The following is an 18,387-nucleotide window of genomic DNA, read 5'->3' on the forward strand; positions in this document are numbered from 1 at the left end:
AGTGCGTTGTGGACCGGCGACGAGATGAGCCAGTCACTGTCTCGTCAGCATCTGCAACGCGCCCGTTCATTCGGGCCTCAGGGGATGGTGGCCGCGGCCAACCATCATCACGATTCCTCTCCCAAGGCAGGGCACGCTTATGACTGAGGACAACAAAAGATCCACGGCGGCAGAAGTGGATCTTGAGGACATGGTCGCCTCCAGCGACTCAGGCTCGCGCAATCCGGCGGGTGGACCAGGCAAACTGCTGGTGGGGGTTGCCGCAGCGTGGTCGCTGTTTCAGCTATGGATAGCCTCGCCGCTGCCGTTCATGGCGGGCATTGGCGTCTTCAATGCCACCGAAGCGCGCTCCATACACCTGGCCTTTGCGCTGTTCCTGGCATTCATGGCGTATCCCGCCACCAAGCGCTCGCCGCGCGATCGTATTCCTTTGCAGGATTGGGTGCTGGGCATTCTTGCCGCCTGTGCCGGCGCGTACATGTTTGTGTTCTACGAGCAGCTTGCCCAGCGTCCTGGTGCACCGATTCTGCAGGACGTCATCGTCGGTGTGGCCGGTCTGGTGCTGTTGCTGGAGGCGACTCGGCGCGCGCTCGGGCCGCCACTAATGATCATTGCCTCGATCTTTATCATTTATTCACTGGCAGGCCCGTGGATGCCCGGCATTCTGGCGCATCGCGGTGTCAGTCTGTATGGCTTGGTCAATCATCAGTGGCTAACCACCCAAGGCGTGTTTGGTATCGCCCTGGGGGTGTCGACCAGCTTCGTCTTCCTATTTGTGCTCTTTGGCGCCTTGCTGGACAAGGCTGGCGCGGGTAACTATTTCATCAAGGTCGCCTTTTCTCTGCTGGGCCACTACAAGGGCGGGCCGGCCAAGGCTGCCGTGGTGGCTTCGGGCATGACGGGGCTGATTTCCGGCTCTTCCATTGCCAACACGGTGACTACCGGCACGTTCACCATTCCGATGATGAAGCGTGTGGGCTTTTCCTCCGAGAAGGCGGGCGCGGTGGAGGTCTCCTCCTCGGTCAACGGCCAGATCATGCCGCCGGTCATGGGGGCGGCCGCCTTTCTGATGGTGGAATACGTCGGTATTTCCTACGTGGAGGTGATCAAGCACGCCTTCCTGCCGGCGCTGATTTCCTATATTGCCTTGATCTACATCGTTCACCTCGAGGCGCTCAAGGCCAATATGCAGGGCCTGGAAAGCTCCAACCCGCCGAAGCCTCTGGTGCGCAAGGTGATCGGGTTCCTCGGTGGCCTGCTGCTGATGATGGTGGTGGCGCTGGGCGTCTACTACGGTCTTGGCTGGCTGAAACCGGTGCTGGGCGATGCCACTCCCTGGGTCGTTGCGGTGGCGCTGGCCGTGGTCTATGTGGCCCTGCTCAAGCTCGCAGCGGGATATCCTGAGCTGGAGCTGGATGACCCCAACGAGCCTATCTACACCTTGCCGCAGACGCGCCCGACGGTCATGGTGGGTCTGCAGTATCTGCTGCCGGTCATCGTCCTGATCTGGTGCTTGATGGTGGAGCGTCTTTCGCCTGGGCTGTCGGCTTTCTGGGCCACGGTCTTCATGGTCTTCATCATGCTGACCCAGCGTCCGATCATGCACGCCTTCCGTGGCCGCGGCGATTTTGCCAAGGACCTGCGTGAAGGCGGCATGGACCTGTGGAACGGCCTGGTCACCGGCGCCCGCAACATGATCGGTATCGGTATTGCCACGGCGACGGCCGGCATCATTGTCGGTGCCGTGTCTCAGACCGGGGTGGGGCTGGTGCTCGCGGACGTGGTGGAAATCCTTTCCATGGGCAACCTGATGCTGATCCTGTTCTTCACTGCCGTGCTCAGCTTGATTCTGGGGATGGGGCTGCCGACGACCGCCAACTACATCGTGGTGTCGGCGCTGCTGGCACCGGTGATCGTGCAGCTAGGGGAACAGAACGGGTTGCTGGTGCCGTTGATCGCCGTGCACCTGTTTGTGTTCTATTTCGGCATCATGGCGGACGTCACTCCGCCGGTGGGGCTGGCTTCCTTCGCTGCCGCGGCGGTCTCGGGAGGCGACCCCATTCGTACCGGGTTCCAGGCGTTCTACTACAGCCTGAGAACGGCCGCACTGCCGTTCTTGTTCATCTTCAACACGGATCTGCTGTTGATTGATGTAGCGCCCTTGCAGGGGGTATTGGTGTTTGTGGTGGCGACGATCGCCATGTTGATCTTTGCCGCGGCCACCCAAGGCTACATGCTGACAAGAAACCGCTGGTACGAGAGCATCCTGTTGCTGCTGGTGGCATTCAGCCTGTTCCGCCCGGGCTTCTGGATGGACATGATCCATGACCCGTACCGCAGTATTGCTCCGTCTGAATTTGTCGAGACTTACGGCAAGGTGGACGAAAACAGTACCCTGCGTATCCAGGTCAAGGGCGAAGATGCCTTCGGTGATCCTCTGACCACCTACATGACTCTGCCCGTTGTCGAGGGTGAGAGCGGAGAAGAGCGGCTGCTCAACCTCGGCCTTGAGCTATACATCGACGATGGGCGTGCCATGGTCGACATGGTGACCTACGGCAGTCAGGCATCGGATCTCGGCTTCGACTTCGATCAGGAGATCGTCGATATTCAGGCGCCGGTGGATCGCTGGCCGAAGGAGTTGATCTGGTTCCCGGCGCTGCTGCTGTTCGCCTTTGTGGTATTGGCGCAGCGCCGTCGTCGCTCGCATGATTCCACCGAGGCTACGGTCTGAGGAGGCCTGACATGTATCAGAAACTGTTGTTGCCGGTCGATCTCAACGAGCCCTCTTCCTGGGAGCGCGCCTTGCCGGTGGCGCTGTCCTTGTGTCGGAACTTTGAGGCCAGCCTGCACCTGGTGACGGTCCTGCCGGACTATCGCATGCCGCTGGTGGGCTCCTATTTTCCCAAGGATTTTGCCAAGAAGGCGCGGGAAGCGTTGCAGAAGGCTCAGAAGGAGTTCATCGACCAGCACGTGCCTGATGACGTCCAGTCTCAGGCCATCATCGTCGATGGGTCCCCATGGGAGGCCATCATCAAGGTCGGCAAGAAGATCGATGCCGACCTGATCGTGATGGCGTCCCATACCAAGCGCAAGTTCTCTGACTACGTGATAGGCCCCAATGCGGAGCATGTGGTGCACCACAGCAAGTGTTCGGTGATGATCGTTCGCTGAGACGCCGGCAGGTCCAGGTGATAGACCGCTATCCGCAGCCCCCTCCTTGTGAGGGGGCTTTTTATTGCACTCTTCCTTGATGTGAGCTCTGCGGTTCGGCCTCGAAGACGAGCGAGTGAGTGCCGTCGCAGGCACGTGGCTTTTTCGTAAGCTTGCGTAGGTTCAAGGCGAAGCCCCGGCCCATCAACTACAGTCAAGTGAGAGTCGACCGGCGCCTAGGAGCGCGAAATACCCCTTTGTCAGGCGCTAAGACTCCCATGACGGTTGTGCAACAACCGATGGAATCACTGGTGGCATAACGGGCAGATAGTACAAGCCCTTAGCCGTTGGTAGAGGGGGTGAAGATGATGAGTGCAGCAGCTTCACGGCGGGACAAGCTGGCAAGCGGCGCCAGGGTCAAGATCTCCATCAAGAATGTCGGTATGGGACGGCCAAGAGCATGGCTGGCTTCCGGCTTCGAGGACTTCAGGGCGGCAACGGCCGTCAGCCTGTCTTACGGCATGTTCTGGGTAGGGCTCAGTATCGCCGTCACGGCGGGCGCGTTGACCATGGGCCTGTGGCACTGGCTGTTGCCACTGGTGGCCGGATTCATGTTTATCGGCCCGCTGGTGGCGGTGGGGTCCTACGGGACCAGTCGCGCCCTGGAAGAGGGCCGATCACCGACGTTGGGGGATGCATTTGGCGCCTGGCGCGGTCATGGCGGCCAGCTGGCGATGATGGGCGTGATGATGATGATCTTCTTCCTCGCCTGGATTCGCCTGGCCACCTTGCTGTTCGCGCTGTTCTTCGGTCTGCAGTCTCCTGATCCGGCAACCGTCTATGCCTCCTTGCTGACTACTCCTGAAGGGTTCGGCATGCTGGCCGTGGGGTTGGCGGTGGGTTGTGTACTGGCTTTTGGAGCCTTCTCGATCAGTGTGGTTGCGATTCCGACGCTGATGGATCAGGGCCTGACGTTCATGGAAGGCATCGAGGCCAGCATCCGCTCGGTGGCCAGAAATTTCCGCCCGATGCTGCTGTGGGCGGCTATCCTGACCGGCTGTGTGTTGATCGGGATGGCGACCTTCTATATCGGGCTGGCCTTGATCTTGCCGGTGCTGGGGCACGCCAGCTGGCACGCCTACGAGGATCTCGTGGTGTGCGAAATGGTAGACGAGTCCGACGCCTGAGCCTGACGGCAGGCGCCGGCGCAGGGATCAGCGCCCGCATCTGGCGCCTGGGTCTGGTGCCTGGGTCTGGTGCCTGGGTCTGGCGTCTGAGAGTGATTCGCAGCGGCGAAGGGGCTTGTTTCCTGTTCAGGGCCCAGTTTTCTTGAATCAGCAAAGGCGGGGGCCGCTTGCTGGACTGACCTTTTGTACGCGATGACGTACTCTACACCTGCGTAACGTGTCAGGAGAGGTCATGCGGGTGCCAGGGTGTTTTCGCCAAGTGGTCGTGCTGTTGGGAATGTTGCTGGTAGCGGGTGTGGGGCACGCCCACTCCTTGCCTGCTCCAGAGGGGCCAGTACTGCTGAAGATGTCAGGCGACATCGATAATGCCAATGTGGGAAATCAGCTGTGGCTGGATCGTCAGATGCTCGAGCAACTTGAAGGGCGGGAGCTTACGACCGATACCCCCTGGCACCGTCAGGCGAGTCGTTTCAAGGGCCCGCTTCTGCGCAGTGTCCTCGAATTGGCGGGCGTCAGGGCTGGGCACATTCGGGTGCATGCCTTGAACGGGTTTGTGGCGGATATTCCGGTGTCCGATGCCCAGCGCTACGACGTGATACTGGCGATGTCCCAGGACGATAACGTCATGTCGGTGCGAAATTTTGGCCCGTTGTTTGTGCTCTATCCCTTCGATGACCACCCTGAGTTGCACAACGAAACCATCCAATTTCGCTCGGTGTGGCAAGTGGATGCGATCGAGGTGCCTTAAGGCCCATGCGCTGTGGTGACAAGCCTCGGGCGGGTACGTCGAACGCCAGGCAATGAGGAGTCGGTGGTGCAAAGTGTGGTGGGAGGTGGTTTGCAGACCTGCAAGGAGGCAGTGCCGCGCGTGCACGTCGTTGAGGTAACCGCAGTCAGAGCAGCAGCCAGCAGAGGCATCGTCGGCTCGTGTCGTCATTCGCTGCGGCGTAGGCGTGTGCGCCCGTGGCGGGAGGAGGGCGTCTTGGGCGTCCGCGTTGCATGAGGCGTTATCCGCTTCGGCTTGTCTTCAGCGCCGTGGCCGCGCTGGCCTTTTTTGCCGCCGCCATGGTGGTGATCGGGCTGGTTGCGTGGCGCCAGGACAATCTGGCCCACCGGGTGATGGAAGACGTGACCTGGCACAGTTACAGGCTGGACCGGGACACCGTACAGCTTCGCAACCTTCTGCTGTTTGGCGAACATGGAGCGCATGGGGTCGCCGATTTCAGGCTGGAGTTTGATCTGCTCTACAGCCGTTTAAACCTGTTTCAGCATAGCGATATCAGTGAGTTGTTGGAGCAAGCGCCAGCGGCACGCCGTCAGTTGTCCTTGATCACTGACCTGATGAAAGACCTGGACGCAGAAGTGAGTGTGCTGTCAGCACTGGACAGCGATACCGTGGCCCTCCTCGATCAGCGACTGGTCCGCCTGAGTACGGAGACCGAGCGCTTGATCATGGCCGTCAACGGCTACCTGGCCGAGGTCAATACCGGGGAGCGTCAGCGGCTCCAGTGGTTGTATGTGCTGTTGCTGGTGATGATTCTGGGCATGACCCTGGCAGGGGGCGTCATGCTTACTGTGCTGCTCAAGGAAGCGCGGGACAACGAGGCGTCTCGCAAGGCCTTGGAGACCTTGAGCGGTGAGCTGGAGATCAGTGCACGGCGGGCCCAGTCTGCCAGCCAGGCCAAGTCGGATTTTCTGGCCACCGTCAGTCATGAGATACGCACCCCGCTCAACGGCGTCATCGGCATGAGTGAGCTGTTAAGCGACCTTGATCTGCCTGAACGCGCCGATCACTACTCTCGCACGATCCATTCCAGTGCCCGTCAGTTGATGGGCATGATCGATGACATTCTGGACTTTTCCAAGATCGAAGCCGGCCGCATGGAAGTGGACGTGCAGCCGGTGCAGCTGGACCGGCTGGTGGAAGAAACCCTCGATCTTTTCCGTCCCAAGGCCCTGACCAAACGGCTGAAATTACTGAGCCACATGGATGACACCTTGCCGCCGTGGATTGAAGGCGATCCCGGGCGGCTGCGCCAAGTGGTGCTGAATCTGCTGGCCAATGCGATCAAGTTTACCGAACGCGGCATGGTGCGTCTTTCCGTGACGCGGCTGGACGATGAGCGGATCCAGTTTGATGTGGTCGATACCGGTCAGGGTGTGGATGCCTCGCTGCTGCCCCAGCTGTTCGAGCCGTTCAGGCAAGGTGACGCGTCGGTGGCACGGCGTTACGGGGGGACAGGGCTGGGGCTTGCCATCTCCAAACGGCTGGTGGAGTCGATGGGCGGAGAGATCGGCGTCGATAGTCGCTGGGGCAAGGGCAGCCGATTCTGGTTCAGCTTACCTCTGGTGGCCTGTGAGCAGGACGAGCGTGCCATGCCGGCGGCCCCCACCGGGCGCCCGCGGGTGGCCCCGAAGCAGCTGGCCGAAGCGGATCTGCTGGTGGTCGAAGATAACCTGGTCAACCAGGAGGTGGCCATGGCGATGCTCGAACGCCTGGGTTGCGCCGCGACCCTGGCGGCCAGTGGCAAGGAAGCGCTGGCACTGTGCGGCGAGCGTCGCTTCGATCTGATTCTGATGGATATTCAGATGCCGGACCTTGATGGTCGAGAAGTGACGCGGCGCTTGCGTAGCTTTGCCGACTGGCGGCGGGACGTACCGGTCGTGGCCATGACCGCAGGTGGAGCCAGCCATGATGAGGCAGACTGCCTGGCTGCCGGTATGAATGACTACCTTAACAAGCCGCTGCTGATGGGCACCTTGCTCAGCGTTCTCAAGCGCTATCTGCAAGGAGAGGGGCATGCTGTCGAGGGAGCGAGCGCGGCGACCTCGCTGATCAACGTCAAGACACTGGATGCGTTGGACGAGGGCCTGGGCGGCGAGCGCAGAAACGCCTTGGTCAAGCTGTTCGGGCGTCAGGCGCGAGCCCGGCTGCCGGATATCGAGCGGGCCTATCGCGAGGGCGAAGATGAACCCTTGGCGCGACTTGCCCACCAGCTTCGCGGCGAAGCCGCGGGAGTCGGAGCCCAGGCCGTGGCGGAAGCCGCCCAAGCCCTGGAATTCTGGGTCAGGGAAGGGCGACCCACGGAAGCGCGGGGTGTGATCGACAGCTTGCCCGATCTGCTGGAGCGAACCCTGGAGGCCTACGCTCGGAGCCAGTACCGCTTCCCGTTGGCATGACATTGGCTCCGGCATGGCCCTGGCTCTGACATGGCATTGGCTAGGGCGCGAGCGACAGTGGCGTTACGCCCCAAGGGCAAGTCATCCTTGAGGAGTGATCCGCGTATCGCGCAATGACCTGGACGCTGTCAAGAGCGGTAACTGGTGGGCAACGGCCGCCGCCAGCGCGGATGGCGCGGTACGACGGTGCGCTGGGGATTATAGCGTCCATTGACCGCTTCCAACGCCAGATCCAGGGCCTTGTGGGCGATGGTCTGGTGATCCTGGACGGCGGAGTTGACCGCCAGCGGCAAAAAGTCCAGCAGCCGGTTGTCACCGAAGCTGGCCATGGCCAGGCGAGAGGGAAGCCCTCCGCGGGCGATCAACTCGTCCAGCGCACCCTCCAGCAGAATGTATGAGGCGGTAACCAGCGCATCCGGCAGCCCGTTGGCATCCATGTACTCGCCAAGCATTCTGGCGCCTTCCTCCCGGGCATACTGATGGCCGCTGGCCAGCGTGCACTCCAGCTCGCGCCCTTCGATGCCGCGATGGAAGCCGGCGCGACGCTCGGCGGTGATCGACAGGTGGGGCACCGCGTCCAACCACAGAATGCGTTTTACCGAGGACGTCATCAACGACCGCGTCAGCTGTTCCGCTGCATTGGCGTCATCACTGACGACGCTGGCGAACTGGTCAGCCGACAGTCCTCGGTCAATGGCGATGACGGGTAGGCCCTCTGCCATCATGTCGGCGTAGAAGATTTCCGGCTGCTCCAGACAGCTTGCGACGATAAGTGCCTCGCAGCGCTGAGCCCGAAGCGCCAGGGCCAGGTCCTTCTCACTGTCCGGCTGGTCGTCGGAGCCCACAATCAGCAGCTGGTAGCCCGCGGCCCTGGCACCTCGTTCCAGATGCTTGGCGAGCCTGGCATAGCTGGAGTTCTCCAGGTCAGGAATGATCAAGCCAAGAATGCGGCTGGTCCCTCTGCGCAAGGCGGCGGCCTGGGCGTCAACACGATAGCCATGCTCGCGGACCACGGCCATGACGCGATCCACCGTGTCCTGACGAATGCGACGCTCCTTGGCCTTGCCATTCACGATGTAGCTGGCGGTGGTGCGAGAGACGCCTGCCAAGCGAGCGATTTCGGCCAGGGTCATGCGGTTTACTCCCTCTTGTGGATGCCACGGTATCGGCGTAGGTGTTGCCGGGAAGACGGCGGCGCCGGTTCATGCCTGCGCTGTCACGTACCTGCGCGAGATGCGCGCAGGGGTAGTCTACCTGTTGGCGGTCGCGGTGCCCCCTGCCAAAGTCTTAACAAACCCGACTTGCCTTATGCGCTGAATCGTACCAGCATTGTGCCATGGTGAGGTGACACGATTCAGCTTTGGGTTCGGCTAAGGAATCAGCTACAGGGTCAGCCACAGGTTCAGCTTTGTGGCAGATCAAACGCCAGACCTGGTCGAGCAGGGGCAAGGCTCGCTGGCCCAGCAACGCCATGGTCCCGGCGATCCCGCTTGTCTCGTATCACCCTAGTGACTGTTCATTACCGGTGGGGCCCGCAGGTGCCTCGCCCAGGAGAACTTCAGATGCTGACGCTGAATGCCGACGACGTCTTGCTGGACTGTCGTGCCGAGAGCTGGCGCCACGCCCTGGATACGGCCTTCGACGCGCTGAAGGCGGCCGATCTGGTAGAAGATGGCTATCGCCAGGGACTGCACGACAGGGAAGCCCAGTCGTCTACCTGGTTAGGCAACGGGATTGCGATTCCCCATGGAACTCCCGCCAGTCGCGAGGCTGTGCGGCAGACAGGGGTACAGGTATTGCAGTTTCCCGAGGGGGTCGAGTGGCACGATGGCCAGCGGGTGCACGTGCTGGTGACGATCGCTGCCCAGAGCGACGAGCACCTCGATATTCTGCGTAGCCTGACCCATGTGCTGGACCAAGAGGGAGTGTCGCAGCAGCTGGCGGCGGCGACCACCGCCGCTGAGGTGGTGGCACTGCTTGGACGCAAGGTGGTGGGCGCCCGGCTCGACGCAAAGACATTGGTGCTCAACCAGGCCGGGCAGGACATGTTTGACCTGCTGCTGGCGGGTGCGCAGCGACTCAGGCATCTCGGCCTGGTCGATGGCCGCTTTGTCGGGGACGTGCTTGAGCAAGCGCCTGCTGCCCTCGGCCATGGTCTGTGGCTGTATGCCAGCGACACCGGGGTGGCGGAGCCAGGCATGGCTGTGGTTACCCCTGCCGCGGCCATCGAGCATCAGGGTGGCCGGATCAAGGCCGTGCTGTGCCTTGCGGCCCAGGGGGAGGCGGGTCGGCCACTGGCAGACGCGGTCCTGTCCTTGGTCGACGCCCTGGCGTCGACCCCGGCACCTGAGTTGGACGAGGGTGATGCCGATGCCTGGCTGAGCCTGCTGGCTGGCGAAGGCGGTGGCGTGGCTAGCCGGCGGGTGCAGCTGCTCAACGCTCATGGGCTGCATGCGCGCCCCGCCAAGGTGCTGGTGCAGAAGGCCCGTGAAGCGGGGGTGGCAGTGCAAATACGCCTGGCCGACGGAGGTGGCCAGCCGGTCTCGGCGGCGTCCTTGACCAAGGTGATTGGCCTGGGTGCGCGTCGCGGCCAGGAACTCGTGCTGTCATCGCGAGGCGATGGCGCTGAAATGGCCCTGGAGCAGCTGGCCGAGGCCATCACGGACGGTCTTGGCGAGCACGTTACGCCGCTGACTGCCACCGCGACAGCGACACCCGCGGCGACGGCGGCAGACACGTTGGACAGCGAAGTCCCGACAGTGCCCCAGGAGGATGAACCTGTCACCGCGGTTGCCGCCTCTCCGGGGCTGGCAGTGGCGCCGCTGTACGTGCTGAAGACACCGCGCTTCGACTATCCCGAGCATGCCTCCGACCCTGCCGCGGAAAAGGCCCGTCTGGCCGATGCCATTCAGCAGGGTGCCGATCAGCTCGAGGCATTGATTCGCAGTACCGCAGGCGGCGAGGTCGCGGCAATCCTCTCGATGCACCAGGAAATGCTGGATGATCCCGAACTGGCCGAGGCCTCGCGTGAGGGAATCGATGAAGGGTTATCCGCTGAGGCGGCCTGGTGGCAAGCGATCGACGTGGCCGCGCGGGCCCAGGAGCAGCTGGCAGATCGGTTGCTGGCCGAACGTGCCGCGGATCTGCGCGATGTTGGGCGGCGCGTGCTGGGCATTCTGTGTCAGATCGAATTACCGCAACCGCCGGATGAACCTTACCTGCTGGTCACCGATGATATCGGCCCGTCAGATGTGGCTCGCCTGGACACCCAGCGGGTGAGGGGCATCGTCACGGCACGTGGTGGTGCGACGGCGCATAGCGCCATCCTGGCAAGAGCGCTGGGGATACCCGCCGTGGTGGGGGCTGGCGCTGGCGTGCTGCAGCTGACCAGCGGCACCGACATGCTGTTGGATGGCGACGAGGGCTGGGTCGTGGCGGCCCCGACGGCCGAGCGCCGCGAGCGCTTCGCGTCGCGCATGGAAGAGCTCGAGGCGCTCAAGGAAAAGGCGTGGGAGGCCCGTTTCAGTGAGGCGCGCACAGGCGATGGCCAGCGTATCGAGGTGATGGCCAATCTGGGTAATACCGCCCACGCACATGACGCCGTCTCCCGCGGCGCGGAAGGCGTCGGGCTGCTGCGTACCGAGTTTCTGTTCATGGCCCACGCCTCGCTGCCCGATGTGGCCACCCAGGAGCGCGAGTATCGTGAAGCGATGGACGCCCTGGACGGTCGTCCGCTGGTCGCGCGCACGCTGGACGTGGGCGGTGACAAACCCCTGTCCTATTGGCCGCTGCCCCAGGAAGATAATCCCTTCCTGGGACTTCGCGGCATTCGTCTGGCCCTCAAGCGTCCCCAGGTCTTGCGCGATCAATTTACCGCGTTGATCAAGGCCGCCGCAGGCCGTCCGCTGCGCATCATGCTGCCGATGGTCAAGGATGTGGCGGAGTTTCGCGCTGCCCGCGCCATCTTTGATGAGGTGCTGGAGACGCTGGGGGTGAGTCATGACGGGGAATCGCTCCAGCTGGGCGTCATGATCGAGGTTCCCTCATGCGCCTTGCTGGCGCCGAGCCTGGCCCCAGAGGTCGATTTCTTTTCGATCGGGACCAATGACCTGACCCAGTACACCCTGGCGATCGACCGGGGCCACCCGGAGCTGTCTGCTGACTCCGATGGCCTGCACCCGTCGGTATTGAGGCTGATTCGAATGACCGTGCAAGCCGCTCATGACCATGGCAAGTGGGTCGGTGTATGCGGCGAGCTGGCCAGTGACCGCCAGGCGATCCCGGTGCTCGCAGGCCTGGGCATTGACGAGCTGTCGGTCAGCGCGCGCCAGGTACCCATGGTCAAGGCCAGACTGGCGAGTGTGACGATGGACAAGGCGCGCGAGCTCGCCGCCCTGTCTCTGGCACAGCCCACCGCCAGTGACGTGCGCCGCGCGCTGGAGGCCCAGCAATGAGCCGGAACCAGGACGAGGCCCACAAGGCCCCGGTGCTGACGATCTCGGCCAATCCCGCGCTGGATCTATCGGTAGGGCTGGCGCAGCTGGTGCCGGGCGCCCTGCATCGCGCTGAATCGGTGGAACTGACCGCGGCGGGCAAGGGCGTCAACATGGCGCGAGTGCTGGCCGCGCTGGGCCATCCGGTGTGTGTGACCGGCTTCCTTGGCAAGGACAACGACGCCGCCTTTGTCGACGCCTTTGCCGACATGGGGGTCGAAGACGCCTTCGTGCGGCTGCCAGGGGCTACCCGTATCAATACCAAGCTGACCGAGCAGGATGGTCGCGTCAGTGACATCAATGCGCCGGGGCTGGCGCTCGAGGAAGAGCATTGGCAACGCTTGCTCGACACCCTGGATCAGCGCCTGAGCCAGCCTCAGCTGCGGCCTGCGGCGGTCATGATTGGAGGGAGTCTGCCTCCGGGAATTGCCCCCCAGGCCCTGGGTGAGTTGATCTCTCGGGTCAAGGCCGCCGGGATCCCGGTGTGGGCAGATACCAGCGGTGAAGCTCTGCGAGTCGCGGTCAAGGCCGGCGCCGATGCGGTCAAGCCGAATGTGGAAGAGCTGGCTGATTGGGCCGGGCGTGCGCTGCCCGGTGATGACGCCATCCACCAGGCGACCTTGGAGTTGTTCGCTGCCGGCGTCGGCGATGTGGTGGTCTCGGCCGGGGCTTCTGGAGTGACCTGGTTGGGTCAGCAGGGGCTGTGGCAGTCGCTTCCCCCTGCCGTCAAGGTCAGCAACACCGTATGTGCCGGAGACACCCTGTTCGCCGGACTGCTCCATGGGGTGCTGTGCGAGTGGTCTGCCGAGCAGGCGTTGAGATTCGCCACGGCGCTATCCGCCGAAGCGGTGCGCCATACCGGTGTCGGATGTAGCGACGCCGGCGACTTTTCCGATCTTCTTTCCGACACCAGGGTGCGACGCCGCAATGACGTCGAAGCCCGGGGAGTAATGGCATGAATGTGATTGTGCTGACGAACTGCCCGAGTGGCAGCGTCACGAGCTATCTGGCGGCTCAGCGCCTGGAGCCTGCAGCCAAGGCTAAGGGCTGGCAGGTATCCGTAGAGATGCATTCGAACCTGGCCAAGGTCGAGGCGCTGTCCAACGACACCCTGGCCGCGGCTGAACTGGTCATCGCCGTCGGCGAGCCGCTGGCAGGGGCGCATCGTTTCAGCGGCAAGCGGCTGTATCGCGGCCAGCTGGCCGACGCGCTGGGCGATCCTGATGCCTTTCTCGACAAGGCGGCGCGTGATGCGCAGGTTTTTACACCGCTCAATGACGGCGCCGAGGGGCAGTCAGCGGGCGCTGTCGCGGAGCCGGGAATCAGTGCGCGTATTGTGGCGGTGACCGCTTGTCCCACTGGGGTGGCGCACACCTTCATGGCGGCCGAGGCACTGGCGGAGGCGGGGCGTGCCTCGGGTCATCAGATTCGCGTCGAGACTCAAGGGTCGGTGGGTGCTCAGGACCAGCTGACGTCTGAGGAGATCGCTAGCGCCGATGTGGTCATTCTGGCCTGTGATATCGAAGTGGACCCCAGCCGTTTTGCTGGCAAGCGGATCTATCGCACCTCCACCGGCAACGCCCTGAAGAAGTCTCGTCAGACGATCGAGGCTGCCTTGCAGGAGGCGAGCCTTGAAAGTGGTGGCGAGCAGGCCAAGGCCGAGTCCGCCAAGAGTTTCAAGGAAAAGGGGGTCTACAAGCACCTGTTGACCGGTGTGTCCTTCATGCTGCCCATGGTAGTGGCCGGCGGTCTGCTGATTGCATTGTCCTTTGTCTTCGGGATCGAGGCGTTCAAGGAAGAGGGCACACTACCGGCTGCGCTGATGGAGATAGGTGGTGGCACCGCCTTTGCCCTGATGGTGCCGGTGCTGGCCGGCTACATCGCCTATTCCATCGCCGATCGACCCGGCATTGCACCCGGCATGATTGGCGGCATGTTGGCCTCGAACATTGGCGCGGGGTTTATTGGCGGCATCCTTGCCGGCTTTCTGGCCGGCTACGTGGCCAAGGCGGTGACGCGCTACGTCAGGCTGCCCTCCAGCGTCGAGTCGCTCAAGCCGATCCTGATTATCCCGCTGGTCGCGAGCCTGGTAACGGGGCTGGTGATGATCTACGTGGTCGGCGAGCCGGTGGCACAGCTGCTGACAGCCCTGACCTCGTTTTTGGAAAGCATGGGATCCACCAACGCGGTGCTGCTGGGAATCCTGCTCGGCGCGATGATGTGCTTTGACCTTGGCGGACCGGTCAACAAGGCGGCGTATACCTTCGGCGTGGGTCTACTGGCCTCGGAAACCTATGCCCCCATGGCGGCCATCATGGCGGCTGGCATGGTGCCTGCGATTGGCATGGGGATTGCCACTTTTGTGGCCGGGCGAAAGTTCGCAGATGCGGAACGTGAAGCGGGCAAGGCATCCTTTGTGCTGGGCATGTGCTTTATCAGTGAAGGCGCCATTCCCTTTGCGGCCAAGGATCCGCTGCGAGTGATTCCGGTCAGCATGCTGGGTGGAGCCATCACCGGGGCCATCTCCATGCTGGTGGGGGCCAAGTTGATGGCACCTCATGGCGGCGTCTTCGTGCTGCTGATCCCTAACGCCATCACGCCGGTGCTGTGGTACCTGCTGGCCATCGTCGCCGGATCGCTGGTGACAGGCCTTGGTTATGCGGCGATCAAACGCAGTGAGGTGTCTGCCATGCCCGTCGGCGAAAGCAGCTGATGGAAAGGTGACACGCTGCACAGGTGTGGTGCATTGATGTGACCCGAAGGGTCCTGTCGGTGCGATGGTCAGGCTCGGCCCCTTAGTGGGTCGGGCCTTTTTTCTGTAAAAGTGATTTTTTTCGAGAAGATAAACTGTCATTTGACGAAGGTGCCAAGAGAAAGATGACGCCCACCGGCGCTGTGTCATAATGGCTTGGATTTTGCTTGATAAAGCATGTACCGACGTTGCCGCTGCCGCTGACTACCCTAGCCGCCGCGGCGTGGGCCTTACCGGGCCCGTAGTAACCCCTACCCTGGGTATCTGGAGGCGTTCGGCGCTGATCGCGCGGCGACTCCGGTTGATGAGGAGATCCCATGTCAAGCAAACCTGTCACATTGATGGTGGCACGCCGCGTCGCACGAGGCCGCTACCACGACTTTACCGTCTGGCTCGACGAAGGCCGTGAACTTGCCGCGGATTTTCCCGGTTACCTTGGTTCCGGCATCCTGGCACCGCCTCCCGGGGACGACGAGTACCAGATCATCTTTCGCTTTCAGGACTCCGACACCCTGGCCCGCTGGGAGCATTCGGCCTCTCGCCGCGCTTGGCTTGAGCGTGGTGCCGGGCTGTTTGATGCTCCGCTAGAACGCCGCGCGGTGGGACTGGACAGCTGGTTTTCGTCGCCTGGACCGAGAGTCCCCCCGCGCTGGAAGCAGGCCATCGCCATCTGGCTGGCGTTTTTTCCCGTGTCGCTGATGTTCCAGTGGGGGTTGGGGGATGCGCTGGCGACACTGCCGATGGTGCCTCGTGTGCTGGCCAGCACATTGATGCTGACGCCGGTCATGGTGTTCCTCTTCATCCCCCTTTCCACGCGCCTGTTGGCGCCTTGGCTGCAGGCCCCCACGCGGCGCCTGGCGCGGTTCAAGCTACGTCGAAGCTGAGCCAGCCGAGTTCACACCAGAGCATTGAGTCGTGACCCTGGCGGCACCTACACTCAAGGGAGCGCGGCGTGACACGCCGTGCGCCCCTGTGGGCAGGAGCCGAGGACCTTCAATGGCGGATAGGGATAGTGGTCTGGATAGCGGTCTGAACAGCGGTCTGGACAGTGAGACGGATCGTGGGACGGATAGCGGGATATCCGCCCCGGTCGCGCGCGACCACGAGGCGCTTGGCCTGAGCGTCGCATGTAGTCGCGATCCCCGGCCTGGGGTTGCGGCGCAGGAGTTGAAGCAAGGACTCGATCACCCCGATCTTGGGTTCGTGCTGTTCTTCGTCAGTGCCGAATACCCGCTGGACGAGCTGGCCGAGGCGATCGACGCCAGGTTTGGTGAACTGCCGGTGGCCGGGTGTACCAGCGCAGGGGAGATTACGCCAACAGGCTATGCCCGCGGCTCCATCGTGGCCATCGGCTTTGATCGTCGGCACTATGGCGTCGCCACGACCCTGATCGAGGAGCTGGACGACGTCACATTGCCGGACGCGCAGCGTCGGGTCGAGGCGCTCTTGAGCAGCGCGCGACGACGCCTGCCGGGAGAGGCGTTTGCGCTGACACTGCTCGATGGTCTGTCGGCCAGTGAAGAGCAGGTGCTGGCGACGCTCGACGCCGCACTTGGCGGTATTCCGAGCTTTGGCGGTTCAGCGGGCGATGACAATCACCTGGCCCATACCCATGTGTTTACGGCAGGGCGCTTTCACAGTGGTGCTGCGGTGGTCGTGCTGATCACCACCCACCACCCCTTCGAGGTGTTTTCGTCCCACCATCTCAAGGCCCGCAGGGAGAAGCTGGTGGTGACCCGTGCCGACGCCGAGGGGCGGCGCGTGCTGGAGCTCAATGCGCTGCCCGCTGTCGATGAGTACGCGCGGTGGGTGGGAGTGCCAGCCAGCCAGCTCGATGAAGGGGTGTTCGCCCGCTTCCCGCTGGCGGTCAAGCTGGGGGATGCCTACTACGTGCGCTCCATCCAGCGTGCCAATGCCGACGGCAGTCTCAGCTTCTACTGTGCGGTGGAAACCGGCATCGTGCTGACCGCGATGGCTGCCGAGCCCATTCTCACCGCGCTGGAGCACACCCTGGGCGGACTGCGGCAGCGGCTAGGCAGCCCGCAGTTGATCATCGGCTGCGACTGCTTTCTACGCCGCCTCGAGATAGAAGCCCTCGATCAGGTGGCAGAGGCCTCCCGCCAGCTGTCCGGGGCATCGGTGCTCGGCTTCAACACCTATGGCGAACAGCACCATGGCATGCACGTCAATCAGACCTTCACGGGGGTGGCGATTGGATCTGGCCGGTGAGCGACAGCCGAGTACCTTGACGACGGCGCTGGAACACGAGCTGGAGGAAGAGAACCGGCGACTGCGCAAGATCTGTCAGGCGTTGATGGAACGCGTCGAGTCGGCGGGCATGGGGTCGGCGCCCTATGGCGCCTTCGAACACGCCGTATTGCTGGCGGAGCAGGTGCGCGAACGTACCGAGACGCTGCACCGCACCCTCGATGAGCTGGCAGAGGCCAATGCGCGGCTGGAGGAGGCGCGGCGCGAGGCGGAAGCGGCCAATGCCTCCAAGACACGTTTTCTCGCGGCGGTCAGCCACGATCTGCTGCAACCCTTGAACGCAGCAAGACTGTTTGCCAGCGCTCTGGAAGAGCAGCAGCTAGGCCATGAGCCCGGTCGCCTGGTCCACCGCATCGATCGCTCCCTGGCGGATGTGGAGTTGCTGCTGGGGACGCTGGTGGATATCTCGCGGCTCGATGCGGGCGTGCTGACGCCGGATATCGCTCCCTTTTCAGTGGCGCAGCTGCTGGACGTGCTGGCGGAAGAATGCCGCCAGATGGCGGGGGCGCGGGGGCTGGCGTTGCGCTACGTCGCCAGCAGCGCCTGGATCGCCTCGGACCTGGCCCTGCTGGCCCGCGTCATCCGTAACCTGATGTCCAATGCGGTGCGCTATACCGAGTCCGGACGCGTGTTGCTGGGCTGTCGGCGTCGGCAGATCGGTGGAGCGGCCTGTCTCGAGATTGTGGTCGGCGATACCGGACCAGGCATCGATGCAGCACGCCAGCAGGACATCTTCCTCGAGTTTCGGCGTGGTGATGCCGACGCCAAGGCGCAGGAGCGCGGCCTCGGTCTTGGACTTGCGATCGTCGAGCGCATCGCGCGCTTGCTGGATCATCCCATTCGGCTGGTCAGCCGGCCCGGGCATGGCGCCTTGTTCTCGGTCACGGTTCCCCTTGTCGAGTCGGTGCCGACGCCGCTGGAGACGCCCGACAGACAGCGCCTGCCCGGGGAAGAGGTGCTGGCGGGCAGCCTGGTCTGGGTACTGGACAACGACCGCGCCATTCTCGACGGGATGCGGGCGCTGCTGGGCGGATGGGGCTGCGAGTCGCGGCTGGCGCTTGAAGTCAGCGAACTTGAGCAAAGCCTGGACAGTGCAGAGGCTGCGCCTGATACCCCTGCGGGACCCAGGGTGGTGATGATCGATTATCACCTGGCCGATGACGAGGAAGATGGGCTCTCCCTGGCCCAGCGTCTTGCCGCCAGCGGGCGCGGTATCGTCCCGATTCTGATCACGGCCAACCACGACGCCGCCATCAAGCGCCGCTGTCGCGAGCAGGGCATCACCTGCCTGTTGAAGCCGGTGAAACCGCTACGGCTACGCCAGGCATTGGTGCATCTCTTGAGTTGAGGCGAG

12 protein-coding genes are annotated in these 18,387 nt (G+C 63.2%); 11 read left to right on the forward strand and 1 reads right to left on the reverse strand.

Features of this window, described 5'->3' with window-relative positions; all coding sequences use genetic code 11:
* The first annotated feature begins 139 nt into the window (after window positions 1-139).
* The 5 genes from KUV41_RS07090 (at window position 140) to KUV41_RS07110 (ending at window position 7,520) form a co-directional block, all read left to right on the forward strand.
* Window positions 140-2,734: a TRAP transporter permease gene (locus KUV41_RS07090; RefSeq protein ID WP_222485259.1), complete on the forward strand. Its 2,595-nt coding sequence runs from the start codon at window positions 140-142 to the stop codon at window positions 2,732-2,734.
* Between the two features lie 11 nt (window positions 2,735-2,745).
* Window positions 2,746-3,174, forward strand: a complete 429-nt coding sequence (locus KUV41_RS07095) for a universal stress protein (RefSeq protein WP_206939805.1) — start codon at window positions 2,746-2,748, stop codon at window positions 3,172-3,174.
* A gap of 347 nt (window positions 3,175-3,521) precedes the next feature.
* Entirely contained in the window at window positions 3,522-4,340 is an 819-nt protein-coding gene (locus KUV41_RS07100) for a DUF2189 domain-containing protein (protein WP_222485731.1), read from the forward strand.
* 232 nt (window positions 4,341-4,572) lie between these two features.
* The gene (locus tag KUV41_RS07105; RefSeq protein ID WP_222161733.1) at window positions 4,573-5,088 is read left to right on the forward strand and encodes a molybdopterin-dependent oxidoreductase; all 516 of its coding nucleotides are present in this window, start codon (window positions 4,573-4,575) and stop codon (window positions 5,086-5,088) included.
* A gap of 251 nt (window positions 5,089-5,339) precedes the next feature.
* Window positions 5,340-7,520 (forward strand): ATP-binding protein, encoded by a 2,181-nt coding sequence (locus KUV41_RS07110; RefSeq protein ID WP_222485261.1) that lies wholly within the window; start codon window positions 5,340-5,342, stop codon window positions 7,518-7,520.
* Between the two features lie 128 nt (window positions 7,521-7,648).
* On the opposite strand, the gene cra is transcribed toward KUV41_RS07110, so the two are convergent.
* Entirely contained in the window at window positions 7,649-8,653 is a 1,005-nt protein-coding gene (gene cra / locus KUV41_RS07115) for a catabolite repressor/activator (protein WP_206939788.1), read from the reverse strand.
* A 429-nt stretch (window positions 8,654-9,082) separates the two neighbouring features.
* On the opposite strand from cra, the gene ptsP reads away from it, so the two are divergent.
* The 6 genes from ptsP (at window position 9,083) to KUV41_RS07145 (ending at window position 18,381) form a co-directional block, all read left to right on the forward strand.
* The gene (gene ptsP, locus KUV41_RS07120; RefSeq protein WP_222485263.1) at window positions 9,083-11,974 is read left to right on the forward strand and encodes a phosphoenolpyruvate--protein phosphotransferase; all 2,892 of its coding nucleotides are present in this window, start codon (window positions 9,083-9,085) and stop codon (window positions 11,972-11,974) included.
* The gene (locus KUV41_RS07125; protein WP_222483523.1) at window positions 11,971-12,972 is read left to right on the forward strand and encodes a 1-phosphofructokinase family hexose kinase; all 1,002 of its coding nucleotides are present in this window, start codon (window positions 11,971-11,973) and stop codon (window positions 12,970-12,972) included. Before ptsP ends, KUV41_RS07125 begins: the two co-directional genes overlap by 4 nt.
* A complete protein-coding gene (locus tag KUV41_RS07130) occupies window positions 12,969-14,726 on the forward strand; it encodes a PTS fructose-like transporter subunit IIB (protein ID WP_222485270.1) in 1,758 nt (585 codons plus the stop codon). The genes KUV41_RS07125 and KUV41_RS07130 overlap by 4 nt, the downstream gene beginning before the upstream one ends.
* A 356-nt stretch (window positions 14,727-15,082) precedes the next feature.
* Window positions 15,083-15,649 carry an antibiotic biosynthesis monooxygenase gene (locus KUV41_RS07135; protein WP_222485272.1) on the forward strand — a complete coding sequence of 189 codons (567 nt, stop codon included), beginning with the start codon at window positions 15,083-15,085 and terminating at the stop codon, window positions 15,647-15,649.
* Between the two features lie 112 nt (window positions 15,650-15,761).
* Window positions 15,762-16,994: a nitric oxide-sensing protein NosP gene (gene nosP / locus KUV41_RS07140; RefSeq protein WP_222485274.1), complete on the forward strand. Its 1,233-nt coding sequence runs from the start codon at window positions 15,762-15,764 to the stop codon at window positions 16,992-16,994.
* The gene (locus KUV41_RS07145; RefSeq protein WP_315900561.1) at window positions 16,978-18,381 is read left to right on the forward strand and encodes a hybrid sensor histidine kinase/response regulator; all 1,404 of its coding nucleotides are present in this window, start codon (window positions 16,978-16,980) and stop codon (window positions 18,379-18,381) included. Before nosP ends, KUV41_RS07145 begins: the two co-directional genes overlap by 17 nt.
* Window positions 18,382-18,387: the final 6 nt, after the last annotated feature.

Source organism: Halomonas sp. DP8Y7-1 (assembly GCF_019801685.1).
Taxonomy (GTDB): Bacteria; Pseudomonadota; Gammaproteobacteria; order Pseudomonadales; family Halomonadaceae; genus Halomonas; species Halomonas litopenaei_A.